The sequence below is a fragment of the Streptomyces sp. NPDC001902 genome (genome assembly GCF_042891295.1).
GTDB lineage: Bacteria > Actinomycetota > Actinomycetes > Streptomycetales > Streptomycetaceae > Actinacidiphila.
On the sequence record NZ_JBIATA010000024.1, the window covers coordinates 13488 to 37515 of the forward strand.

The 24028-nt window shown below is 71.9% G+C and carries 21 protein-coding genes; 8 read left to right on the forward strand and 13 right to left on the reverse strand.

Annotated elements, in window-relative coordinates; all coding sequences use genetic code 11:
* The first annotated feature begins 229 nt into the window (after positions 1-229).
* Positions 230-859 (forward strand): phosphatase PAP2 family protein, encoded by a 630-nt coding sequence (locus ACFYYN_RS31355; protein ID WP_500548449.1) that lies wholly within the window; start codon positions 230-232, stop codon positions 857-859.
* Here the strand turns inward: ACFYYN_RS31355 and ACFYYN_RS31360 are convergent.
* The 9 genes from ACFYYN_RS31360 to ACFYYN_RS31400 all read right to left on the reverse strand — a co-directional run bounded on the left by ACFYYN_RS31360 (position 831) and on the right by ACFYYN_RS31400 (position 11096).
* Positions 831-2336: a CoA-acylating methylmalonate-semialdehyde dehydrogenase gene (locus ACFYYN_RS31360; protein ID WP_500548450.1), complete on the reverse strand. Its 1506-nt coding sequence runs from the start codon at positions 2334-2336 to the stop codon at positions 831-833. The genes ACFYYN_RS31355 and ACFYYN_RS31360 overlap by 29 nt on opposite strands.
* A 90-nt stretch (positions 2337-2426) precedes the next feature.
* A complete protein-coding gene (locus ACFYYN_RS31365; RefSeq protein WP_500325758.1) occupies positions 2427-3119 on the reverse strand; it encodes a nucleotidyl transferase AbiEii/AbiGii toxin family protein in 693 nt (230 codons plus the stop codon).
* 153 nt (positions 3120-3272) lie between these two features.
* Positions 3273-3743, reverse strand: coding sequence for a hypothetical protein (locus ACFYYN_RS31370; RefSeq protein WP_500548517.1), 471 nt, complete (start codon positions 3741-3743; stop codon positions 3273-3275).
* A 140-nt stretch (positions 3744-3883) separates the two neighbouring features.
* Positions 3884-5278 carry an NAD(P)/FAD-dependent oxidoreductase gene (locus tag ACFYYN_RS31375; RefSeq protein WP_500548451.1) on the reverse strand — a complete coding sequence of 465 codons (1395 nt, stop codon included), beginning with the start codon at positions 5276-5278 and terminating at the stop codon, positions 3884-3886.
* Between the two features lie 34 nt (positions 5279-5312).
* Positions 5313-6113: an ABC transporter permease gene (locus ACFYYN_RS31380; RefSeq protein WP_500325754.1), complete on the reverse strand. Its 801-nt coding sequence runs from the start codon at positions 6111-6113 to the stop codon at positions 5313-5315.
* Complete coding sequence (locus ACFYYN_RS31385) at positions 6113-7048, reverse strand: ABC transporter permease (protein ID WP_500325752.1); 936 nt, start codon at positions 7046-7048, stop codon at positions 6113-6115. Before ACFYYN_RS31385 ends, ACFYYN_RS31380 begins: the two co-directional genes overlap by 1 nt.
* Positions 7048-8229, reverse strand: coding sequence for an ABC transporter ATP-binding protein (locus ACFYYN_RS31390; protein ID WP_500548452.1), 1182 nt, complete (start codon positions 8227-8229; stop codon positions 7048-7050). The genes ACFYYN_RS31385 and ACFYYN_RS31390 overlap by 1 nt, the downstream gene beginning before the upstream one ends.
* A 29-nt stretch (positions 8230-8258) precedes the next feature.
* Positions 8259-9488, reverse strand: coding sequence for a polyamine ABC transporter substrate-binding protein (locus ACFYYN_RS31395; RefSeq protein ID WP_500535510.1), 1230 nt, complete (start codon positions 9486-9488; stop codon positions 8259-8261).
* Between the two features lie 90 nt (positions 9489-9578).
* Positions 9579-11096 carry a gamma-aminobutyraldehyde dehydrogenase gene (locus tag ACFYYN_RS31400; protein ID WP_500548453.1) on the reverse strand — a complete coding sequence of 506 codons (1518 nt, stop codon included), beginning with the start codon at positions 11094-11096 and terminating at the stop codon, positions 9579-9581.
* 281 nt (positions 11097-11377) lie between these two features.
* On the opposite strand from ACFYYN_RS31400, the gene ACFYYN_RS31405 reads away from it, so the two are divergent.
* Positions 11378-13093 (forward strand): PucR family transcriptional regulator, encoded by a 1716-nt coding sequence (locus ACFYYN_RS31405; RefSeq protein WP_500548454.1) that lies wholly within the window; start codon positions 11378-11380, stop codon positions 13091-13093.
* A 21-nt stretch (positions 13094-13114) separates the two neighbouring features.
* On the opposite strand, the gene ACFYYN_RS31410 is transcribed toward ACFYYN_RS31405, so the two are convergent.
* Complete coding sequence (locus ACFYYN_RS31410) at positions 13115-14797, reverse strand: DUF4190 domain-containing protein (RefSeq protein WP_500548455.1); 1683 nt, start codon at positions 14795-14797, stop codon at positions 13115-13117.
* 114 nt (positions 14798-14911) lie between these two features.
* Here ACFYYN_RS31410 and ACFYYN_RS31415 point away from each other — a divergent pair, with 114 nt between their 5' ends.
* Positions 14912-15946 carry an adenosine deaminase gene (locus tag ACFYYN_RS31415; RefSeq protein ID WP_500548456.1) on the forward strand — a complete coding sequence of 345 codons (1035 nt, stop codon included), beginning with the start codon at positions 14912-14914 and terminating at the stop codon, positions 15944-15946.
* Positions 15934-16596 carry a glycerophosphodiester phosphodiesterase gene (locus tag ACFYYN_RS31420; RefSeq protein ID WP_500548457.1) on the forward strand — a complete coding sequence of 221 codons (663 nt, stop codon included), beginning with the start codon at positions 15934-15936 and terminating at the stop codon, positions 16594-16596. Before ACFYYN_RS31415 ends, ACFYYN_RS31420 begins: the two co-directional genes overlap by 13 nt.
* A gap of 64 nt (positions 16597-16660) precedes the next feature.
* On the opposite strand, the gene ACFYYN_RS31425 is transcribed toward ACFYYN_RS31420, so the two are convergent.
* Both ACFYYN_RS31425 and ACFYYN_RS31430 read right to left on the reverse strand, forming a co-directional pair.
* Positions 16661-17161: a hypothetical protein gene (locus ACFYYN_RS31425; protein WP_500548458.1), complete on the reverse strand. Its 501-nt coding sequence runs from the start codon at positions 17159-17161 to the stop codon at positions 16661-16663.
* 81 nt (positions 17162-17242) lie between these two features.
* The gene (locus tag ACFYYN_RS31430) at positions 17243-18679 is read right to left on the reverse strand and encodes a gamma-aminobutyraldehyde dehydrogenase (RefSeq protein WP_499514281.1); all 1437 of its coding nucleotides are present in this window, start codon (positions 18677-18679) and stop codon (positions 17243-17245) included.
* A 224-nt stretch (positions 18680-18903) separates the two neighbouring features.
* Here ACFYYN_RS31430 and ACFYYN_RS31435 point away from each other — a divergent pair, with 224 nt between their 5' ends.
* Together ACFYYN_RS31435 and ACFYYN_RS31440 are read left to right on the forward strand one after the other, a co-directional pair.
* Complete coding sequence (locus ACFYYN_RS31435) at positions 18904-19347, forward strand: Lrp/AsnC family transcriptional regulator (RefSeq protein ID WP_018561743.1); 444 nt, start codon at positions 18904-18906, stop codon at positions 19345-19347.
* Positions 19348-19349: 2 nt separating this feature from the next.
* On the forward strand, positions 19350-20711 hold the full coding sequence (locus tag ACFYYN_RS31440) for an aspartate aminotransferase family protein (RefSeq protein WP_500325737.1): 1362 nt from the start codon (positions 19350-19352) through the stop codon (positions 20709-20711).
* A gap of 84 nt (positions 20712-20795) precedes the next feature.
* Here ACFYYN_RS31440 and ACFYYN_RS31445 read toward each other — a convergent pair whose 3' ends face one another.
* Complete coding sequence (locus ACFYYN_RS31445; RefSeq protein ID WP_500548459.1) at positions 20796-21887, reverse strand: hypothetical protein; 1092 nt, start codon at positions 21885-21887, stop codon at positions 20796-20798.
* Between the two features lie 254 nt (positions 21888-22141).
* Between ACFYYN_RS31445 and ACFYYN_RS31450 the strand changes: the two genes are divergently transcribed.
* Positions 22142-22867, forward strand: coding sequence for an ABC transporter ATP-binding protein (locus ACFYYN_RS31450; protein WP_500548460.1), 726 nt, complete (start codon positions 22142-22144; stop codon positions 22865-22867).
* Complete coding sequence (locus ACFYYN_RS31455; RefSeq protein ID WP_500325731.1) at positions 22849-24003, forward strand: hypothetical protein; 1155 nt, start codon at positions 22849-22851, stop codon at positions 24001-24003. Before ACFYYN_RS31450 ends, ACFYYN_RS31455 begins: the two co-directional genes overlap by 19 nt.
* Positions 24004-24028 lie beyond the last annotated feature (25 nt).

A 24028-nucleotide genomic window follows, 5' to 3' on the forward strand; every position in this document is an offset into this window, starting at 1 on the left:
GCAGATGGATGCAACACCCCGTCTGCGGAAGTCCGCGGGCGACACTTTGCCGGTGACTCCCCATCACCAGCACAGCAGTGCCCTCGCGCACAGCGCCGAAGCCGAAGGCTCCGGCAATCCTCGCCGATCGGTCGGCCGCTTGCCCCAAACCCCCCGGGGCGGGCGGTACGGCGATCGTTCTGGCCGCCCCGGAACTCTCCCCCCTGTTCCGGGGCGGCCAACTTCTCTGGTGGCCGTGGTGTGCACGGCGCTCTTCGGACTGCTGACCTGGCAGGAAGCACTACGAGGGCGCCTGGTGGCCGTGGACGGGCCGGTGCGTGCCACCCTTGCGGGTTCCTCCCCCCACCCCGCGGACCGCTCGGCCGTGGCACGGTTCCTGGCCGACCTGGGCAACTGGCAGGTCGCCGTGCCCGTACTGCTGCTTGCGATGGTCTGCACCACCTGGTGCGCCCACCGGTACCGACGGCCCCGCCCCTGGCTGCCGCCGCTGGCGTACGCGCTGGTGATGGTCGTGGCGCCGCTGCTGGTCGCCCTGGTGAAGCCGCTGGTCGGCCGGGCCGACCCCGGTTCGCCGGCCCTCTCCCCGGGCTATCCCGGGTTCTACCCCTCCGGCCACACGGCCACGGCGGCCGCCGCGTACGGCGGCGCCGTGCTCCTGCTGCTGCCGTGGCTGGTACGCACAGCGGCACGGCGGCTGCTGGTCGCGGCCGCCGTGCTGCTCGACGGTGCGGTGGGCGTCGCCCTGGTCCGCTGCGGCTACCACTGGCCGCTCGACGTGGTGGGGAGCTGGCTGCTGTGCGGCGCCCTGCTCGCGGGCGCCGCCCTGGCGGTCAGTTGTTGGTCGGGAAACCGAGGTTGATGCCGCCGTGGCTCGGGTCGAGCCACCGCTGGGTGACGGCCTTGCCGCGGGTGAAGAAGTGGACGCCGTCCGGGCCGTACGCGTGCGTGTCGCCGAACAGCGAGGCCTTCCAGCCGCCGAAGGAGTAGTACGCCACCGGCACCGGGATCGGCACGTTGATGCCGACCATGCCGACCTCGACGTCGTGCTGGAAGCGCCGGGCGGCGCCGCCGTCGTTGGTGAAGATGGCCGTGCCGTTGCCGTACGGGTTGGTGTTGATCAGCTCCAGGCCCTCGTCGTACGAGCCCACGCGGACCACGGACAGGACCGGGCCGAAGATCTCGTCGTTGTAGACGGACATGCCGGGCTTGACGTCGTCGAAGAGGGTCGGGCCGAGCCAGAAACCGTCCGCGGTGTCCTCGCCGGTGACGGCGTGCTCGCGGCCGTCCACGGCGAGGGTCGCGCCGTCGGCGAGGCCCGCGTCGAGGTAGGACGTCACCTTGTCGCGGTGGGCGCCGGTGACCAGCGGGCCCATCTCGGAGGCGGCGTTGCAGCCGGGGCCGACCGTGAGCCCGGCCATCCGCTCCTTGATCTTCTCGACCAGCGTGTCGCCGATCGGGTCGACCGCGACCAGGACGGACACGGCCATGCAGCGCTCGCCGGCCGCGCCGAACCCGGCGTTGACGGCGGCGTCGGCGGCGAGGTCCAGGTCCGCGTCCGGCAGCACCAGCATGTGGTTCTTGGCGCCGCCCAGGGCCTGGACGCGCTTGCCGTAGCGGGTGCCGGTCTCGTAGACGTACCGGGCGATCGGGGTGGAGCCGACGAAGGAGACGGACTTGACGTCCGGGTGCTCCAGGAGGCGGTCGACGGCGACCTTGTCGCCGTGCACGACGTTGAAGACGCCGTCCGGCAGCCCGGCCTGCTTCCACAGCCCGGCCAGGAAGTTCGCGGCGGACGGGTCCTTCTCGGACGGCTTGACGACGACGGTGTTGCCCGCGGCGATGGCGATGGGGAAGAACCACATCGGCACCATGGCCGGGAAGTTGAAGGGCGAGATGATCGCGACCGGCCCGAGCGGCTGGCGGATCGAGTAGACGTCGATGCCGGTCGAGGCCTGCTCGGTGAAGCCGCCCTTGATGAGCTGCGGGATGCCGCAGGCGTACTCGACGACCTCCAGGCCGCGGGCGATCTCGCCGAGCGCGTCGGAGTGCACCTTGCCGTGCTCGGAGACGATGATCGCCGCCAGCTCGTCGCGCTGGGCGTTGAGGAGCTCGCGGAAGGCGAAGAGCACCGAGGTGCGCTTGGCCACCGAGGCGTTCCGCCACTCCTTGAACGCGGCGGCGGCCGCACCGACGGCCTGGTCGACCTCGGAGATCGACGCGAAGTCCACCCGACCGGTCACGGCCCCGGTGGCGGGGTCGTACACGTCCCCGTGCCGCTCCGCGGTGCCGGTCCACGTCCGTCCGGCGATCCAGTGCGTGATGTGCTTGTCGGTCACGGCGGACCTTCCTCTCCTCGTCTCCTGCCAGTCTCGCCAGCGGGCAGGGCCCCCTCAAGCACCAAGGTGTCGGCGTCGGAGCCGGGAGCTTTACAGGTCGTACAGCTCGTCGGGGTGCTCCATGCCCTCCATGAGGTCCAGCCGGATGTCCTGCGCCCAGTCGAAGGCCCAGCGCTTGACGGCGGCGACGGCCGCGCCGTCCAGTCCCTGCGCCGCGTACGCCGCGTCGTCGGCCTCGACGAGCTTGTCGAGGCGGTCGGCGAGGAGGCGCGGCTGGAGGTCCTCGTCGAGGTGGACGGCCATCGTCAGCAGCTCCCCCGGCGTGAACCAGGCGGTCAGGGCGTGGACGTCGACCAGGTCGCGCACGGTGGCGCGGTCGGCGACGGCGGCCACCTTCAGGGCGGCGCAGTCCTCCAGCGCCACCACCGGCACGGGCCCGGACAGGCCGAGGCCGACACGGACCGGGGGACGGGAGAGCGGCTGCTTGGCGACGTGGACCGTGTGGCCGGCGTCGCCCGGCGAGGTGACCCCGAGGTGGGCGGCCAGCGGTGTGCCGGGCAGCGCGACCACCTCGTAACCGGCCCCGGCGTACGCGGCCGCGAGCGCGGCACCGATGTCGCCGGCCGGTGTGGAGCTGAAGGTCACCAGGTCGAGGTGGCGGGACGGGCGGCGGTCGAAGCCGTGCGCGATCAGCGCGAGACCGCCCGCCACGGCGAGGCCGTGGCGCCCGCAGACGGGCAGGGCGGTCTCGACGAGGTGCGCGAGGCCGGGCGTGAGGTCCATGTCAGCCTGCCGCGGCGGCAAGCGCGGGAGCGGGCGCGCGCCGTGGCGCGCCCGGGTATCCGGGGCCGCTCCGGGGCCGGCCGCGTTCCGTGCGGATCATGGCACCAGTGTCGCGCACGGGGGCGTACGGGTGGCGGGCCCCCGGGCGCGCGATCACTCGCCCGGATCACGGCCGCGCCGTCCCGCCAGGTGGGCCGCCGCCTCGTGCATGGCCAGTTCCAGGACGCCGGGGTCCGTGAGGTTGCCGGTGCCGTCCGGCGGCACGAGCCAGCGGACTCCGCCCGTGGCCCGGCCGGGGTAGGGCACCACGATCCAAGTGCCGGGGCCCGCGGTGCGGACCCCGGTGCCGATCCAGCGGGCGGCGGTGCCCGGGGGCACGAAGTAGCCCATGCGGGAGTCGCCGAAGTCGGCCAGGACCGGGCCCGGGCGGTCGACGAGACGGGTGAGGACGTCGAGCGTCGGGTAGCCCAGTTCGCCGGTCAGGATGAGGACGTCCCACAGCCGCCCGGCGGGCAGGAGCGTCACCCCGAGGGGGTGCCGCTCCCATTCCCACCGGGTGGAGTCGGGATCGGGTGCCACGGAAACCAGCCATTCGACCGCGCCCCGCGCGTCTGTGCCCACTATGCCGGTTCCTCCGTTCCGTGTGTGCGCTGTCGTGCTGTCACGCGGAGAGAGGAGGCCGGGCCCGGATCATTACGCGGGTTTCACCACGCCCGATGGGGTGATCCGGCCCACAGGGTGCGCAGGGGGTGCCGCAGGGGCGGTCAGCTGTCGAAGCCGAGGCCGAGCCGGTCCATCGTCTTGAGCCACAGGTTGCGCCGGCCGGCGTTGCGGTCGGCCCGGTCCAGCGACCACTTGGTGAGGCCGATGCCCGCCCATGCCAGGGGCTCGGGCGGGAAGGGCAGCGGCTTGGTGCGGACCATGCGCAGTGCGGTGCGCTCGGTGCGCTCGCCGGAGAGCAGGTCGAGCATGACGTCCCCGCCGAAGCGGGTGGCGCCGACGCCGAGGCCGGTGTAGCCGGCGGCGTAGGCGACCTTCCCGTCGTGGGCGGTGCCGTAGAAGGCGGAGAAGCGCGAGCAGGTGTCGATCGCGCCGCCCCACGCATGGCTGAAGCGCACGCCCTCCAGCTGCGGGAAGCAGCGGAAGAAGTGGCCGGCGAGCTTCAGGTACGTCTGCGGGCGTTCGTCGCGGGCGGCGTCCAGGCGGCCGCCGTACGGGTAGATGGCGTCGTAGCCGCCCCACAGGACGCGGTTGTCGGCGGTGAGCCGGAAGTAGTGGAACTGGTTGGCGCTGTCGCCGAGCCCCTGGCGCTTCTTCCAGCCGATCGCGCCGAGCTGCTGCGCCGTCAGCGGCTCGGTCACCAGCGCGTAGTCGTACACGGGGACGATGTAGGGACGCACCCGGCGCACCAGCGAGGGGAAGACGTTGGTGCCGAGCGCGACGTGCCGGGCGAAGACCCGCCCGTACGGGGTGCGCACGGCCATGCCGGAGCCGTTGCGGGCGAGCTGGGTGGCGCGGGTGTGCTCGTAGACGCGTACGCCCAGCTCCTCGCAGGCCCGCCGCAGGCCCCAGGCGAGCTTCGCCGGGTGCAGCATGGCGACGCCCCTGCGGTCCCACAGCCCGCCGACGAAGGTCGGCGAGTCGACCTCGGCACGGACCTGGTCACGGTCGAGCAGCTCCAGTTCGACGCCGTGCCGGGCGGCCTCCTCGGCGGAGGCCTGGAGGTCGTCGAGCTGGTAGGGCTCGGTGGCGACGTCGATCTCCCCGGAGCGTTCGAAGTCGCAGTCGATGGAGTAGCGGTCCACCGCCTCCTCGATGCCGTCGAGGTTGCGGTTGCCCAGCTCCTCCAGTCGCCCGAACTCCTCGGGCCAGCGGGCGAGTCCGTTGGCCAGGCCGTGGGTGAGGCTGGCGGCGCAGAAGCCCCCGTTGCGGCCGGACGCCGCCCAGCCCACCTCCTTGCCCTCGATCAGGACGACGTCACGCCGCGGGTCGCGCTCCTTGGCGAGCAACGCGGTCCACAGCCCGGTGTAGCCGCCGCCGACCACCAGCAGGTCGCAGTGCTCGTCGCCGACGAGGGCGGAGCCGGCCTGCGGCCTGCCGGGGTCCTCCAGCCAGAACGGTGTCGGCTGCGCGTCGGCGAGCGAACGGGCTGGATCCATGGGGTCTCACACCTTTGCGGATGCGGTCGGCGGATTAACTATGGGCTTTCCTGCGGCGGCTGAGCAGCTGTCCGACGACGACGCACAGCACCGCCACGACGAACATCAGCGTGCCGATGACGTTCACCTGGACGGGCAGGCCCTTCTGGGCCGCGCCCCAGACGAACATCGGGAAGGTCACGGTGGCCGGGCCGGCGTTGAACTGCGTGATGATGAAGTCGTCGATGGAGATCGCGAAGCTGAGCAGCGCTCCCGCCGCGATGCCGGGCGCGGCGATCGGGAAGGTGATCCGCCAGAAGGTCTGCCACGGGGTGGCGTACAGGTCCTGGGCGGCCTGCTCCAGTCGCGGGTCCATGCTCATCACGCGCGCCTTGACCGCCGTCACGACGAAGCTGAGGCAGAACATGATGTGCGCGATGAGGATGGTCCAGAAGCCGAACTGGATGCGCATGTTGAGGAAGAGGGTGCCGAGCGAGGCGCCCATGACGATCTCGGGCATCGCCATCGGCAGCCAGATCAGGCCGGTCACCGGGCCGCGGCCGCGGAAGCGGTAGCGGCCGAGCGCGAAGGCGACCATGGTGCCGAGGATCGTGGCGCCGATGGTGGCGAGTACGGCGATCTCCAGGGACAGCGACACCGAGTCGCACATGTCGCCGACACCGCAGGGGTTGGCCCAGGCGTCGAGCGAGAAGTGGTTCCAGGAGTAGTTGAAGCGGCCCTTGGGCTGGTTGAAGGAGAAGATCAGGACGATCACGTTGGGGATCGTCATGTAGGCGAGTGCGGCCGCGGCGGCGAAGACCACGAGGCGCCGTCGCACCCAGTTCAGCACGGGCATCAGACCAGTTCCTCCGTCCCCGCCTTGCGGATGTAGACGGACACGATCACCAGGATCGCGGCCATGAGCATGAAGGACAGCGCGGCGGCGGTCGGGTAGTCGAGCACCGTGAGGAACTTGGACTGGATGACGTTGCCGATCATCTGCTCGCTGGGGCTGCCCAGCAGCTCGGCGTTGATGTAGTCGCCGGAGGCGGGGATGAAGGTGAGCAGCGTGCCGGCCACGACGCCGGGGAGCGAGATCGGGAAGGTCACCTTGCGGAAGGTGGTGAAGGGCCGGGCGTACAGGTCGCCCGCCGCCTCGTGCAGCCGCGGGTCGATGCGCTCCAGCGAGCTGTAGAGCGGCAGGATCATGAAGGGCAGGAAGTTGTACGTCAGACCGCACACCACCGCGAGCGGTGTGGCGAGCACGCGGTCGTCGGCGGTGATGCCCAGGGACGCGGTGACGCTGAGGATGTGCAGCTTGTCCAGCACGGTGACGACGTAGCCGTCGTCCGCGAGGATCGTCTTCCAGGCCAGGGTGCGGATCAGGAAGCTGGTGAAGAACGGCGCGATGACCATGACCAGCAGCACGTTCCGCCAGCGGCCCGCCTTGAAGGCGATGGTGTACGCCAGCGGGTAGCCGATCGCCAGGCACAGCACGGTGGCGATGCCGGCGTAGATCAGCGAGCGCAGGTAGAAGACGTCGTATTCCTTGAACGCGTCCCAGTAGGTCGCGAAGTGCCAGGTGACGCGGTAGCCGGTCTCCAGGGAGCCGGTCTGCACCGAGGTCGAGGCCTGGTAGACCATCGGGGCGGCGAAGAAGACCAGCAGCCACAGGATGCCGGGCAGCAGCAGCCAGTAGGGGACGAGTCTGCGCCGCCGGGCGGCGGCGCCGGCCGGGACCGGCGGGGTCTCCTCCGGCGCCCCGGCGGGGGCGGTGGACAGGGCGGCCATTACGCGTTGACCTCCCCGGCCTCGATGTCCTGCGCGGCGTCGAGACCGAAGGTGTGCGCGGGGCTCCAGTGCAGCACCACCTCGGCGCCGGGGACGAGACGGCCGTCGCGCTCGACGTTCTGCGCGAAGACGGCCAGCTCCGGGCACCAGGGGCTGTTGACGACGTACTGGGTGGAGACGCCGATGAAGCTGGCGTCGACGATCCGCCCGGTGATCTTGTTGCGGCCCTCGGGGACCTCGGCCGCGTCGTCGGCGTGGACGATGGAGATCTTCTCGGGACGCACCCCGGCGAGGAGCTTGTCGCCCGCCTGCACGGAGGGGACGCACCGTGCGGTGGGCATCGCCAGACGGCCGTCGCCGACGCTGAGCAGCAGGTCGTCGCCGCTGGTACCGGCGACCTCGGCCTCGATGAGGTTGGACTGGCCGAGGAAGTTGGCGACGAAGGTGGTGCTGGGGTTCTCGTACAGGTCGGTGGGCGCGCCGAGCTGCTCGATGCGGCCCGCGTTCATCACGGCGATGGTGTCGGCCATGGTCATGGCCTCTTCCTGGTCGTGCGTGACGTGCACGAAGGTGATGCCGACCTCGGTCTGGATGCGCTTGAGCTCCAGCTGCATCTGGCGGCGCAGCTTCAGGTCCAGGGCGCCCAGCGGCTCGTCGAGGAGCAGCACCTTGGGGTGGTTGATCAGGGCACGGGCGACGGCGACGCGCTGCTGCTGGCCGCCGGAGAGCTGGTGGGGCTTGCGGCGGGCGAGATGGCCCAGCTCGACGAGGTCGAGCATGTCCCCGACCTGGCCCTTGACGGACTTGATGCCGCGGCGGCGCAGGCCGAAGGCGACGTTCTCGTAGATGTCGAGGTGCGGGAAGAGCGCGTAGTTCTGGAAGACCGTGTTGACCGGGCGCTTGTACGGCGGCAGGCCGGTGACGTCCTGGTCGCCGATGCGGACGGTGCCGCTGCTGGGGTCCTCCAGACCGGCGATCATGCGCAGCGTGGTGGTCTTGCCGCAGCCGGAGGCGCCCAGGAGGGCGAAGAAGGAGCCCTCGGGGATGGTGAGGTCGAGCGGGTGGACGGCCGTGAAGTCGCCGTAGTCCTTGCCGATGCCGGTGAGGGTCACGGCGCCGCCCGCGGAGGCGGGGTCCTTGCCGCCGGCCGGCTCGGTGAGCGGTGCGGTCTGCTGGGTCATGTCGTCAGATCCCTAACTGCGGTGGCCGGTCAGGCGCCGATGAGCTTGGCGAACTTGTCCTCGAAGGCGGTCTCCTCCTTGGAGGAGAGCGACCGGAAGGGATGGGCCTTCGCCTTCATCTCCGCGTTGGGAATGATCAGCGGGTTGTTGGCCACGTCCTTGTCGATCTTGAGGAGTTCCTCGTAGACGCCCGTGCAGGGCGTGATGTAGTTGACCCATGCCGCGAGCTCGGCGGCGATCGCGGGCTGGTAGTACCAGTCCATGAGCCGCTCGGCGTTCTTGCGGTGCTTGGAACCCGCCGGGACCAGCATGTTGTCGGTGGAGTAGATGTAGCCGGCGGGCGGGATCACGAACTTGATCTCGGGGTTGTCGGCCTGGAGCTGGACCAGGTCGCCGGCCCAGGCGACGCAGGCGGCGATGTTCCCCGAGGCGAGGCCGTCGGTGTACTCGTTGCCGGTGAACTGGCGGATCTGCTTGTTGTCCACGGCCTTCTGGACGCGGGCCACGGCCGCGTCGAAGTCGTCCGCGGTGAAGGACTCCGGCCGCTTGCCCATGTCGAGCAGGGTCATGCCTATGGTGTCGCGCATCTCGCTGAGCATGGCGACGCGGCCCTTGAGGTCGGGGTCGTCCAGCAGCTGGGAGACGCTGCCGACCTTCTTCCCCTTGGTCGCCTTCTCGTTGTAGGCGATGACGGTGGCGATGCCCTGCCAGGGGTAGGAGTGGGCGCGTCCGGGGTCCCAGTCGGGGTTGCGGAAACGTTGCTCCAGATTGGTGAACGCGTTCGGCAGGTAGGTGGGGTCCAGCGGCTGGGCCCAGCCCAGACGGATCATCCGGGCGGCCATCCAGTCGGTGAGGACGACCAGGTCGCGGCCGGTGGACTGGCCCGCGGCGAGCTGTGGTTTGATCTTGGCGAAGAACTCGACGTTGTCGGTGATGTCGTCGCTGTACTTGACCTTGATCCCGGTCTTCTTCTCGAAGGCCTCCAGGGTCGGCATGTGCTTCTCGTCGTCGCTCATGTCGATGTAGAGCTGCCAGTTCGAGAAGACCAGCGACTTGTCCTTGTCGGACAGGTCGTCGCTCTTCACACCGCCCTGGTTGTTGGTGGCGGCCGGGATGCCGCAGGCGGACAGCGCCCCGGCACCCGCGACGCCGAGCCCCGCGCCGAGCACCCGGCGCCGGCTGACGGATGCCCTCCCGTTGGTCAGGCTGCGTTCCCACGCTTTGCGTACGGGCTCGGACAGGCCCTCGAACATCTCCATTGCGGTGCGGCCTCCAGGGGCGGTGGTGCGTGGGACGGACGGGCTAGCGGGCCGGTGGGGGCGGTCCCGGAGGGGCCGGCGGCCGAGGGGTCAGCGGTCGCCGAAGATCGTGCGGTGCCAGTCCTTCCTGGCGACCGCGGTGTTGTCGTACATCACGTGCTTGACCTGCGTGTACTCCTCCAGGGAGTACACCGACATGTCCTTGCCGTACCCGGAGGCCCGGTAGCCCCCGTGCGGCATCTCGCTGATGATCGGGATGTGGTCGTTGACCCAGACGCACCCCGCCTTGATCTCACGGGTGGCACGGCCCGCACGGAAGACGTCACGGGTCCACGCGGACGCGGCCAGACCGTACGGCGTGTCGTTGGCCAGGGCCAGACCTTCATCATCGCCGTCGAACGGCAGCACGACCAGTACCGGCCCGAAGATCTCGGACTGGACGATCTCGCTGTCCTGCGCGGCGCCGGTGACCAGCGTGGGCCGGTAGAAGGCGCCCGCCGACGCGGGGGCCTGCCCGCCGGTGACGACCGTGGCGTAGGAGCGGGCGCGCTCCACGAAGCCGGCGACGCGGTCGCGCTGGGCGTGGGAGATCAGCGGGCCGAGGTCGGTCTTGGCGTCGAAGGGATCGCCCACGCGGATGCCGGAGAAGAGGTCGGCGACCCCGGCGACGAAGGCGTCGTAGAGGGGGCGCTGCACGTAGGCGCGGGTCGCGGCGGTGCAGTCCTGGCCGGTGTTGATCAGGGCACCGGCGACCGCACCGTGGACGGCCGCCTCCAGGTCGGCGTCGTCGAACACGACGAAGGGCGCCTTGCCGCCGAGTTCCAGGTGGAGCCGCTTGACGGTGGCGGTGGCCATCTCCGCGACGCGCTTGCCGACCGCGGTGGAGCCGGTGAAGGAGGTCATGGCGACGTCCGGGTGCCCCACCAGGTGCTCGCCCGCCACCTTGCCGGCGCCGGTGACGATGTTGACCACGCCCGCCGGGATGCCCGCCTCGGTCGCCGCCTGGGCGAACATCAGCGAGGTCAGCGGGGTCAGCTCGGCCGGCTTGAGCACGATGGTGTTGCCCGCGGCGATCGCCGGGAGGACCTTCCAGGCGGCCATCTGCAGCGGGTAGTTCCACGGAGCGATGGAGCCCACGACGCCGACGGGCTCGCGCCGCACGTAGGAGGTGTGGTCGCCGGAGTACTCCCCCGCCGCCCTGCCCTCCAGGTGGCGGGCGGCGCCCGCGAAGAAGGCGGTGTTGTCGACGGTGCCCGGGACGTCGAACTCGGTGGTCAGCCGGAGCGGCTTGCCGCACTGCAGCGACTCGGCGTACGCGAACTCGGCGGCCTGCGCGGCCAGGACGCCGGCGAAGCGGTGCATGGCGTCGGAGCGCGCACCGGGGGTGGCGCCGGCCCAGCCGGGCAGCGCCTGTGCGGCGGCGTCGACGGCGGCGTCCACGTCGGCGGTGCCGGCCAGTTCACAGGAGTACACAGTCTCGCCGGTGGCCGGGTCGACCACGGGGTGCCGCCGGCCCGAGGTGCCGGGGCGCAAGGTTCCGCCGATGTACTGGGCCCCCTCGGCGAAACGCTCCCTCACATCGAACTCGCCGTTCGCGCTGAGGTCCATCGTCTTCTCCTCGCACTCGGCTCGGCGGCGTGGCCAAAGCCTTGATTGGTGGACGATCCTGACAGAGTAGGCTCGCCCCAACAAGTGATTCCGTTGTTGCCTTTTGGTTACGCGACGAATTCTGTGTTCACCTGACGGCCGCACCAGATCGTCACCGTGGACGATGCCGGGCGCCACGTACACCGGGCAACCGACACATCGCATGCCGTGCGTCGGGGGCCTTTACACCCTGGAGCTACGGTGGCACGACGTTCCGCCCCCGTTCAGCCCCGGAGGTCACCGTGTTCCCCACCGTCGCCGAGGTCCTGGAACTGGACGTGCTCAGGCGGGGTTCGCCGCAGGTGGTCGCCGGCTCCGGCGGACTGCAGCGCCCGGTGCGCTGGGTGCACATCAGCGAGCTGGCCGACATCGCGGGCATGCTCCACGGGGGCGAGCTGGTCCTCACCACGGGCGTGATGCTGCCCGACGACAAGGAGTCCCTGGCCCGCTACATCGACGGCCTCGCCGACGTCGGCGCGGCGGGTCTCGTCGTCGAACTGGGCCGGCGCTACGCGGACGCCCTCCCCCGCCCCCTGGTCCGGGCCGCGGAACGGCGCGGACTGCCGCTGGTGGCACTCCGTACCGAGGTGCGCTTCGTGGCGGTGACCGAGGCCGTGCACGCCCACGTCGTCGACGCCCAGCTGACCGAGCTGCGGGCGTCGGAGGCGGTGCACCAGATCTTCAACGAGCTGTCCGTCGAGGGCGCGGAGCCCGAGGAGGTCGTGCGCGAGGTGGCCCGGATGGCGGGCGCGCCCGTGGTGCTGGAGAACCTCTCCCACCAGGTGCTCGCCTTCGACCCGGCCGGCCAGGACCCCGAAGCCCTGCTCGACGGCTGGGAGCGGCGCAGCCGCGGCGTCCACCCGGCCGGGCGCACCGGCCACGACCCGCGCACCGGCTGGCTGGTCACCGGCGTGGGGGCGCGCGGCCGCGACTGGGGCAGGCTGGTGATCGTCGGCGAGCCCGCGCCAGACGAGGAACCGGAACCGGGCGAGGAGCCGGAACCGGGCGAACGCCCGCACCGGCACAGCGTGCTGCTGGAGCGGGGGGCGGCCACCCTCGCGCTCAACCGGCTGCTGGAGCGCGACCGGGAGTCCTTGGAACGGCAGACCCACCGCACCCTGCTCTCCGGCATCCTCACCCACGCCCTGACCGTCTCCGACGTGGCGCTGCGCGCCCGCGCCCTGGGCGTGCCGCTGGAGGGCCGGCGGCTGGTCGGCGTCATGCTGCGGCTGCGCGGCGGACCGGCCTCGGCCGCCCTGGAGGCGCAGGCCCGGCTGCGGGACTTCACCGAGACGGCCGCCCAGGCCGTCCGCGAGCGGGGCCTGACCGCGCTCACCGGCACCCTCGACGACGGCGGTGTCGGCGTGCTGGTCTCCCTCGGCCCGTCCGACCACGAGCACACCGCACTGGAGGACTTCGCCGCCGCCCTCACCCGGCTGACCGAGCCCGCCCCCGACGGCGGCCCCGCCTTCGTCATGGCGGCCGGCTCCTCCGTCGGCTCCCTGCGCGACGCCCGCCGCACCCTGCTGGAGGCGGCACAGGTCGCGGACGCCGCGATGCACGGCGGCCGCAATGAGGGAGGCAGGGCGCAGCCGTCCGAAAAGAGGGTGATGGCGGGCGGCGGGCGGGCGTACTACCGGCTGCCGGACGTCCGGCTGCGCGGCCTGCTGCACCTCCTGCGCGACGACGCGCGGCTGCAGACGTACGTCGAGCGCGAACTCGGCCCGCTGCTCTCGTACGACGCCGAGCACGGCACGGACCTCGTCCGGATCCTCACCGTCTACCTGGACGCCGGCCGCAACAAGTCGGCCGCGGCCGACGCCGCGCACCTGTCGCGGCCCTCCTTCTACGACCGGCTGCACCGGGTCGAGCGCGTCCTCGGCATCGACCTGGACCAGGTCGAGTCCTGCCTCTCGCTGCACGTGGCCCTGCTGGCGCTGGACGCGGTGCGGCGCTGAGGCGACCCCGCGGCGCCCCCGTTACGGGACGTCCAGGTGCCAGTAGGTGTAGTCGTAGTCGAAGCCGGGGGCGACCTCGACCTGGAAGGTGCCGTCCTCGTCGTCCTTGGGCACGAGTACGGTGATGTCCCTCGTCGCGCGCTCCCCCGGCGACAGTTCGTCGGGCAGGCCCACACCGGCGGTCAGGTCGGTCAGGCTCTCGTCCTCGAAGTCGTCCGCGTAGGCCGACACCTCGCTCTCGCCCAGGTCGGCGGTCGTGTCGCCGGTGTTCTCCAACTCGACGGAGAACGTGACGGCGATGCCGCCGTCGAGCTGGCTCTCCGGGAGGACGATATCCCGGTGGACGTCCGACAGCGTGACGTGGACCCCGTCGTCGTAGAGCGCGGTGCCGTCGACGTCCAGCGGCGCCGCCCAGTCGCCGTTCCGGGAGGTGATGAGGTCGTCGCCGGACCCGTCGAACCAGCCGTCGTCGATCCCGCTGAACACCAGGGCGATCATCGCGACCGACAGGCCGATGGAGACGATCCCGAGGATGAGGCCGGTCAACGCCTGCGGCCGGTTGGTCGCCTCGCCGCGCCGGGCGATCCGCAGGCCGACGATGCCGCAGACGACGGCCGCGATGCCGAGCGGGAGGCCGAGGAAGGCCCCGAAGCAGGAGACGGCCAGGACGGCGCCCACGATGCCCATGATCATCGCCGTCAGGCCGGCGCCGTTGCGGGCGACGGCCGGCGCCCATCCGCCGTAGGGGCCCACCGCGTAGCCGGGCTGGGCGGGGTAGCCCGGGTGAGAGGGGTAGCCCGGGTGAGAGGGGTAGCCCGGGTGGGAGGGGTAGCCGGGCTGGGCCGGGTAGCCGGGGTACGCGGGGTACTCAGGTTGAGTGGGGTGGCCCGGGTAACCGGGGTAGCCGGGGTGGTAGCCCGGGTAGCCCGGGTACGTGGCGTGGGGCGGTTGCGGCGGCACGGCCGCCGCGGCGTCCGGGGCCGGCGGGGCCCAGGGATCGCGCGGCTGCTGCTCCGGCCCGGGCGCGGGTGCGTCCACCGGTACCGGGCGCTTGGTCAGCGTCACGTGCTCCTGCGGCGCCTGCGGCGCCTGCGGTACCGGCGGCACGGGCGGCGCCCAGGGGTTGTGCCCGGCCGGCGCACCCGGCTGCCCGTAACCGGGGGCGACCGGCACCGGCGGTGCCCACGGATCCCGCGGCCCGGGCACCTCCGCGGGCGGCGCTCCGGCAGGCGCGTCCGGGGCGACCGGAGCATCGGCCGCGCCGACCACGGCATGCGAGCCGTCACCGGGCTCGGCGTCGGCGACCGGAGCATCGGCAGGCGTCACGGCCTCCGCAGGAGTCGCGCTTCCCGGCACCCGCGCGCCCTCGACTTCGGGACCCGCCGCGGCATCCCCGCCCGGGGCGGCGCCGGGCTCGGCATCGCCGACCGGCGCGTCAGCGGGAGTCGCGTCCTCCGCAGCAGTCACGCTTCCGGGCACCTCCGTGCCCTCGACGCCGCCGGCCACCGCGTCGCCCGCCTCGGCGTCCCCGCCCGGGGCGGTGCCGGATGCGGCGTCCGTGGGCGCCGCGGGCGCCGGGGCAGGCAGCTCGAAGTCGGGTGCGGGCCGTGCGTCCGCCGGGGCCGCCGAGGACGACGGGGCCGCCGCTCCGGGGGTGTCGCTCGCGGCGTCGCGCGGCGTCGGGTGCTCGGGCTCGTGGGACATCGCTGCCTTCCTGCTGACTACGTCGGGCAATGCTATGGCCTGCGAAGACGCCGGACGGAGGCAATTTCGCGTTTACGATGGCGGTTGCCGCCGACCCCGCAGGAGGATCGCCCCATGTCCGACACCGCGTCAGCCCTCGACGCCTTCATCGCGGGACTCCCCAAGGCCGAGCTCCACGTGCACCACGTCGGCTCGGCCTCACCCCGCATCGTGGCGGAGCTGGCCGCGCGGCACCCGGATTCCAAGGTGCCCACCGACCCCGCCGCCCTCGCCGAGTACTTCAGCTTCCGGGACTTCGCCCACTTCATCGAGGTCTACCTGTCCGTGGTCGACCTGATCCGCGACGCGGAGGACGTGCGTCTGCTGACGTACGAGGTCGCCCGCGACATGGTGCGCCAGAACATCCGCTACGCCGAGCTGACCGTCACCCCGTACAGCTCGGTCCGCCGCGGCATCCCGGACAAGGCGTTCGTGGAGGCCATCGAGGACGCGCGCAAGGCGGCCGAGGCGGAGCTCGGCATCGTGCTGCGCTGGTGCTTCGACATCCCGGGCGAGGCCGGGCTGGCCTCCGCCGAGGAGACCGCGCGCATCGCCACCGAACTGCAGCCGGACGGGCTGGTCAGCTTCGGCCTGGGCGGACCCGAGATCGGTGTGCCGCGCCCGCAGTTCAAGCCGTACTTCGACCGCGCCCGCGCCGTCGGCCTGCACAGCGTGCCGCACGCGGGCGAGACCACCGGCCCGCAGACGATCTGGGACGCCCTGGGCGACCTGGGCGCCGAGCGCATCGGCCACGGCACCAGCGCCACCCAGGACCCGCGCCTGCTGGACCACCTGGCCGAGCACCGCATCCCGCTGGAGGTCTGCCCGACCTCCAACATCGCCACCCGCGCCGTCGCCACGCTCGACGAGCACCCCGTCAAGGAGATGGTGGCCGCGGGCCTGCTCGTCACCGTCAACAGCGACGACCCGCCGATGTTCGGCACCGACCTCAACACCGAGTACGCGGTGGCCGCGCGGCTGTTGCAGCTCGACGAGGGCGGGCTGGCCCAGCTCGCCAGGAACGCCGTCGAGGCCTCGTTCCTCGACGCCCCCGGCAAGGCGAAGCTCACCGCCGAGATCGACTCCTACCTGGCGGGATGGCAGCGCTAGCGGTCGCCCACCGCGGCGACCCGTACCGTCACCGCGAGAACACCCTGCCCTCGCTGCGCAGCGCGCTGCGCGCGGGGGCGGACGCGGTGGAGATGGACGTACGGCTGAGCCGCGACGGCGTGCCGGTGCTGCTCCACGACCCCACGCTGAAGCGGCTGTGGGGCGTGGACTCCGCCGTCGCCGGCCTCGCGGCGGACCGGCTGCCGCCGGGCGTGCCGACCCTCGACGAGGCGCTGGCCGCCGTGGACGGCTGCCGGGCCCTGGTCGACCTCACCCTGCCGGAGTCCGCGGGCCCGGTGCTGTCCGCGGTCCGGGACGCGGGCGCCGGGGACCGTACGTACTACTGCGGGGAGGCGGCCGCCGTGCTGGCGGTGCGGGACCACGACCCGGCCGCCGAGATCGCGCTGACCTGGAAGACCTCGGCGCCGGTGCCGCCGCTGCTGCTGTCGGAGCTGCGCCCGCGCTGGATCAACCTGCGCTTCGGGCTGGTGCGCGCGCCCCTGGTGGAGTGGGCGCGCGGCGAAGGCCTGCTGGTCGGCGCGTGGACGGTGGACCTGCGCCGGACGATGCGACGGCTGGAGCGGCTCGGCGTGGACGCCGTCACGAGCAACCGCATCGACGTGCTGCGCGCGGAGTTCGGCGGCCGGTGAGCTTCTCCCACCCGGCCGCGGTCTCCTCGCCGTACGGTCCCGGACCCGGGCGACCGCCGGTCCGTCAGGCGACGGCCGGCTCGGCCGACACCGTGCCGGAGCGCTCCAGCCGCTTGATCATCCGCCGCAGGACCAGCAGCGGCACGATGCCGAGGACGCCGAAGGCCATGTCCACGGGCATCCACCACAGCGGCAGGCCGCGCAGCGGGATGCAGATCGCGGCGAGCGGGATGATCCCGACGCAGGCGATCATGGCCCACTCCACGATCCAGATGTTGCGCACCGGATCGCGCCAGACGCCGTAGAAGGCCACCGCGATCACCAGGTGCGCGAAGGCGAGCCAGTCCGTCCCGTACATCATGAACGGGTACTTCGCGTCGGTGGCGTCCAGCCCCTCCCGCACGTGGGAGATCCAGTCACCGACGGCTCCCGGCAGGCCCCAGCCGTCCACCCACCGCACCTCGTGCACGAGCGGGAACGCGGTGGCGCCGCTCAGCACCAGGCACACGACGAAGACAACCAGCCATGCGCGTATGCGCTGTTCAAGGGCTCTTCGATACTCCATGGAGCGGAGCGTACGCGCGCATGCCACGACCCCGGACGCGGGGGCCGGTCCGGGGCCGTGGAGGGATCTCGCCCTGCGGCGTCAGCCGTCCAGGGACGTCATGACGTGCTTGATGCGGGTGTAGTCCTCGAAGCCGTAGGCGGACAGGTCCTTGCCGTAACCGGACTTCTTGAACCCGCCGTGCGGCATCTCGGCGACCAGCGGGATGTGGGTGTTGATCCACACGCAGCCGAAGTCGAGGCGCTTGGACATGCGCATCGCACGGGCGTGGTCCTTGGTCCACACCGAGGAGGCGAGGGCGTACTCGACGCCGTTCGCCCACTCCACGGCCTGGTCCTCGTCGGAGAAGGACTGGACGGTGATGACCGGGCCGAAGACCTCGTTCTGGATGATCTCGTCGTCCTGCTTGAGGCCGGAGACGACGGTCGGGGCGTAGAAGAAGCCCTGCTCGCCGACCCGGTGGCCGCCGGCCTCGACCTTGGCGTGCGCCGGGAGGCGCTCGATGAAGCCGGTGACCTGGGCGAGCTGGTTGGCGTTGTTCAGCGGGCCGTACAGCACGTCCTCGTCGTCCGGGGCGCCGGTCTTGGTGTCGGCGGCGGTCTTGGCGAGCTGGGCCACGAACTCGTCGTGGATCGACTCGTGGACCAGGACGCGGGTCGCGGCGGTGCAGTCCTGGCCGGCGTTGAAGTAGCCGGCGACGGCGATGTCCTCGACCGCCTTGGCGATGTCGGTGTCCTGGAACACCACCACCGGCGCCTTGCCGCCGAGCTCCAGGTGGACCCGCTTGACGTCCTTGGCGGCGCTGGCCGCCACCTGCATGCCGGCCCGGACCGAACCGGTGATGGAGGCCATCGCGGGGGTCTCGTGCTCGACCATCAGGCGGCCCGTCTCGCGGTCGCCGCAGACGACGTTGAAGACGCCCTTGGGCAGGATCCCGCCGATGATCTCGGCGATCAGCACGGTGGAGGCCGGGGTGGTGTCCGAGGGCTTCAGCACGACCGTGTTCCCCGCGGCGATCGCCGGGGCGAACTTCCACACGGCCATCATCATCGGGTAGTTCCACGGGGCGACCTGGGCGCAGACGCCGACCGGCTCCCGGCGGATGATCGAGGTCATGCCCTCCATGTACTCGCCGGCCGAGCGGCCCTCGAGCATGCGGGCGGCACCCGCGAAGAAGCGGATCTGGTCGACCATCGGAGGGATCTCCTCGCTGGCCGTCAGCCCGATCGGCTTGCCGGTGTTCTCGCTCTCGACGGCCACGAGCTCGTCCGCCCGCGCCTCGAAGGCGTCGGCGATCTTCAGCAGCGCCTTCTGGCGCTCGGAGGGCGTCGTGTCGCGCCAGGCGGGGAAGGCGGCCGCTGCGGCGGCCATGGCCGCGTCGACATCGGCGGCGGCGGAGAGCGGGGCGGTCGCGTAGACCTCGCCGGTGGCGGGGTTCACCACGTCGGTGGTGCGCCCGTCGGCGGCGTCGCGGAATTCTCCGTTGATGTGGTTGCGCAAGGTACGGAGCTCGCTCACTGCACCTCTCCCTGTTCCTGTCCGATGTGTGAGACGGACCCAGCCTACCTGCAGCACTGCCGTATTCGACATAGCCGAAACTCCGAAACAATGGATTCCGTGAGTTTCGAGCCCCGAAACCACGGATTTCATCGATCGGGGCTTGCGTGACGGCTGACCTCTCGTGCAGAGTGGGGTGCGTGGCCACTCGTACTCCGGATCACAGGGGCGCCAACGGTGCCTTCGTGATCGATTCCGTCTCCAAGGCGATCATCGAACAGCTCCAGGAGGACGGCAGGCGTCCGTACGCCGCCATCGGCAAGGCCGTGGGCCTGTCGGAGGCGGCCGTACGGCAGCGCGTCCAGAAGCTGCTCGACCAGGGCGTCATGCAGATCGTCGCCGTCACCGACCCGCTCACCGTGGGGTTCCGGCGGCAGGCGATGGTCGGCATCAACGTCGAGGGCGACATCGAACCCGTCGCCGACGCCCTCGCGGAAATGACGGAGGTCGAGTACGTCGTCGTGACCGCGGGCTCCTTCGACCTGCTGATCGAGATCGTCTGCGAGGACGACGACCATCTCCTGGAGACGATCAACAAGCGGATCCGCACGCTGCCCGGCGTGCGGTCCACCGAGAGCTTCGTCTACCTCAAGCTCCGGAAGCAGACCTACACCTGGGGAACCAGATAGCCATGAGCGCGGACCTTTCCAAGACCGCGTACGACCACCTGTGGATGCACTTCACCCGCATGTCGTCGTACGAGAACGCCCCTGTGCCGACCATCGTGCGCGGCGAGGGCACGTACATCTACGACGACAAGGGCAAGCGGTACATCGACGGCCTCGCGGGGCTGTTCGTGGTCAACGCCGGCCACGGCCGCGTGGAGCTCGCCGAGACCGCCTACAAGCAGGCCCAGGAGCTCGCCTTCTTCCCGGTGTGGAGCTACGCCCACCCCAAGGCCGTCGAGCTCGCCGAGCGCCTGGCCGACTACGCCCCCGGCGACCTCAACAAGGTCTTCTTCACCACCGGCGGCGGCGAGGCGGTCGAGACCGCCTGGAAGCTCGCCAAGCAGTACTTCAAGCTCAAGGGCAAGCCGACCAAGTACAAGGTCATCTCACGCGCCGTCGCCTACCACGGCACCCCGCAGGGAGCCCTGTCCATCACCGGCCTGCCGGGCCTGAAGGCCCCCTTCGAGCCGCTGGTCCCCGGCGCGCACAAGGTGCCCAACACCAACATCTACCGCACCCCGCTCTTCGGCGACGACCCCGAGGCCTTCGGCCGCTGGGCCGCCGACCAGATCGAGCAGGAGATCCTCTTCGAGGGCCCCGACACCGTCGCGGCCGTCTTCCTCGAACCGGTGCAGAACGCCGGCGGCTGCTTCCCGCCCCCGCCCGGGTACTTCCAGCGGGTCCGCGAGATCTGCGACCAGTACGACGTGCTGCTCGTCTCCGACGAGGTCATCTGCGCCTTCGGCCGCCTGGGCACCATGTTCGGCTGCGACAAGTTCGGCTACGTCCCGGACATGATCACCTGCGCCAAGGGCATGACCTCCGGCTACTCCCCCATCGGCGCGTGCATCATCTCCGACCGCATCGCCGAGCCCTTCTACAAGGGCGACAACACCTTCCTCCACGGCTACACCTTCGGCGGCCACCCGGTCTCGTCGGCGGTCGCCCTGGCCAACTTCGACATCTTCGAGCGCGAGCAGCTCAACCAGCACGTGCTCGACAACGAGGGCGCCTTCCGCGCCACCCTGGAGAAGCTCCACGACCTGCCGATCGTCGGCGACGTCCGCGGGAACGGCTACTTCTACGGCATCGAACTGGTGAAGGACAAGGCCACCAAGGAGACCTTCACCGACGAGGAGACCGAGCGCGTCCTGTACGGCTTCCTCAGCAAGGCGCTCTTCGAGAACGGCCTCTACTGCCGCGCCGACGACCGCGGGGACCCGGTCGTGCAGCTCGCGCCGCCGCTGATCGCCGACCAGTCGACCTTCGACGAGATCGAGGGCGTCCTGCGCACCGTCCTCACGGAGGCCTGGACCAAGCTCTGACGGTCCCCGCCGGAACACGGGATCCAGCGGCCGGGGCCGCCCTCCGTCGACGGAGGGCGGCCCCGGCGGCCCGTCAGGCCCCGCTCACCTCAGGGCGACCCGGTCCCCGCCCGCTGCGACGGGCGCGACGGGCGCGACGGTCGTGGTGCCGGCGAAGGCCCACCGCCAGAAGCCGACCGCCTTGGCGGTCGTGGTGGTCTTCACGTTGCCCTTGGCATCCGTGCGGGCGTACGTGACCGTCGTGTAGGTGGCGCTGCCGGACCTGCGGAACTGCAGCCTCACCAACTGGTGCGGATAACCGACGAAGGTGGTGGCGGCGTCGGTCGTGGCCCAGGTGAGGCGGCCGGTGACGGGCAGCTTCCCGCCCTTGGCGACCGGCTCGGGCGAGGCGTCGACCCTCAGCTTGGCCACCTTGTAGAGGGTGACGCCGTCACCCGCGGAGACCGAGGCGGCCGATGTGCCGCTGCCGGCGAACGACCACCGCCAGACGCCGGAGGTGCTGACCCCGACCGTCGTCCTCAGCGAGCCCTTGCTGCCCGAAGTGACGGTCCTGGCGGTGCTCCAGGTGGTGGAACCCGCCTTCTGGAACTGGAGCTTGACCGCCTGGCCCGAGTACCCCACGGACACCTTGCCGCCGTCGGCGCCGTAGTGGTTCCAGTCGGGCGGGGTGAGCTGCCCGGTGACGGTGAGCGTGCTGCCCTTGCGGGCGGTCTCGGGCGTGGCGTTCGCCGTCGCCGTCCTGGTCTGCTTCAGCAACGGGACGTTGTCGGCGGCGTCTCTGTAGAGCAGGTACTGGTGGCCCCCCGCGTATCCGTGGATCCGGAGCTGAACCGGGTGGCCCGCGTAGGAGTTGTCCACCTCGGGCTGGTGGACGACCGCGGTGCACGTGCAGGTCGAGGTGGTCCGCGTGGTCGCGACGCACGTCATGTTGGCGCCCGAAGTGCCCTCGAGGAAGACGGAGAAGCCGCTTCCCAGCCCCGTGAGTTCGGCGTCGACGGTGGCCGGGGCTCCGGAGACGCCCGCGATCTCGGTGACGACCGGCACGGTGACGGTCGTGGAGCCGCCGGCCCCCATGACGATGGGCTTGCCGTTGTTGATGGTCGTGCCGACGATCGCGATCCCGGCCGCCTGGGCCGGTGGTGCGAGCAGCAGACCACCTGCGACCGCTCCTGCCACGAGCAGGGCGGCATTGCGTACGGATGTCGATGAACCCCCACGGAGCTCACACCGTGGCGGAGGCACGGCCGCCGCATCGTGCCACAGCCACACGTCGCGCAAGTGAACGGACGATCTTCCAGACGAACCTCGCTCCCGCTACGCCGCACGGGTGGGCGCGGGCCGGAAACGCGCCCCCGTAACCGTGGTCCCGGGCCGTGGGGCGCGTACGGTGCCGCAGTGACCCGGACTCCCCGCGTTCGTTAGAGGCCAACGTGAACCCACCCGACAACGACGTGCTGTGGGCCCGCGGCCTGCGCCACGCGCACGACCGCTCACCCGCTCTTCTCGGCGTGTCACTCGGCGTACGGGAGGGCGAGATCCTCGGCGTCCTCGGCCCGCACGGCGCCGGGAAGACCACCCTGCTGCGCTGTCTGTCCGGCGAACTGCTCCCCGAGCAGGGCGAGGTGTGGTTCAACAGCTCCCCCGTGCACACCCTGGGCGTGACCGCCCGCGAGCGGCTGCGCCGTGAGCGCTTCGGCTGGATCGACAGCAGCCCGCAGCTGCTCCCCGAACTGACCGTCCGGGAGAACGCCGCGCTGCCGCTGCTGCTGTGCGGCGTCCCGTACCGCACGGCGCGCGCCGCCGCGCAGGAATGGCTGGACCGGCTGGACATCGGCGGGGCCGCCCGCAAGCGTCCCGGCCGGCTGCTGCAGGCCGAGCGGCAGCGGGTGGCGATCGCCCGCGCCCTGGTCAACCGGCCCTCCGTGGTCTTCGCCGACGAACCGACCGCGCCACTGCACCGCGCGGACCGCGCCCAGGTGCTGCGCATGCTGACCAGCGCCGCCCGCTCGCACGGCATCACCGTGGTGCTCGCCTCCAACGAACCCGAGGTCGTCTCCCTCGCCGACCGGGTGGTCACCCTCGTCGACGGGCGCTTCGTGGCCGGCATGCCGCACCAGGATCGGGAGGACGCCGACTCGTGCTCAGCCTCCGTGTAGCCCTCGGCTCCCGTCCGGAGGTGCTGCTGCGCCGGCTGCTGGTCGTCGCCGCGGCCGCCGGCACGGGGTTCCTGCTGCTCGCCGTCCTCGGGCATGCCCTCGCGCACCCCGAGGACGCCCCGGACGGCCTGGTCCGGCTGCTCTGGTGCGCCGTGCCGTTCGCCGCCACCGTCCACCTGTCGGTTCTCGTGGCCCGTACGGAGCCGAGCGGACGGCTGCACGCGGGCCTGGCCTCGGCCGGGCTCGGGCGGCACGGGCTGCCCCTGCTGGCCGCGGCGAGCTCCGCCCTGAACTGCGGCCTGGGCGTCCTGATCGCACTCCTGGGCTTCCTCTTCCTCCGCGGTGAACTGCCCGGCCCGCACCTCGGTGGTGCCGCCGAGGCGCTGGGCGCGGACCGTGAACTCCCGTTCGCGGGCGCGTTGACCCTGCTGGCCTCACTGCCGCTGGCCGCCGCGGTCTCGGCCGCGGTCGTGCTGCGGCCACGGCGCTCCCGTGGGGACGAGGCCGCCGTCCGCGACGGCGGGGTGCCGTCCGGCCTGCCGTGGGGGGCCGCGCTCGTGGCGATCGGCCTCGCCGTGCAGATCTCCTCGGCCGGGGGCGCCGGCGCCCCGGGGCCCGACGGCGCGCTCCCGCTGCCCGGCGGTCTCGGCCATGCCGCCCCGGCCGTCGTCGGCGGCTGGCTGCTGACGGCCACGGGCATGGTGCTGGCCATGCCGGGCCTCGTCCACCTGTGCGGACGGCTGCTGGCGGCGTACCGGCCGGGTGCCCTGCGGCTCCTCGCGGGCCGCGCCCTCCAGGAGGAGGCGACGCTGGTGGGCCGTCCGCTGGGCGCGCTGTGCGCGGTGGCCGCCACCGCCCTCGCCGGCAGCGACCGGTTCGGCGCCGTGGCGCACCCCGTCGGACCGCTCACCGTGCTGGGCGCCGTCCTCGTCGTCCTGTCGGCGGTCGCGACCGCCCTCACCGCGACCGTGGACGCCAAGCGCGCCCGCCGCCCGGCCACCGCCGCCCTCAGCCGGCTCGGCACGCCCGCCGCGCTGCTGCGCAACGCGGCCGCCGTGCGCGCCCTCGCGGTCCTCGGCGTCGTGCTCCCGCTGACCCTGCTCATCGCCCACCTGGGCACACTGCCGCTGCCGTAGCGCCGCCCGGAGCCCCGCGGCGGCG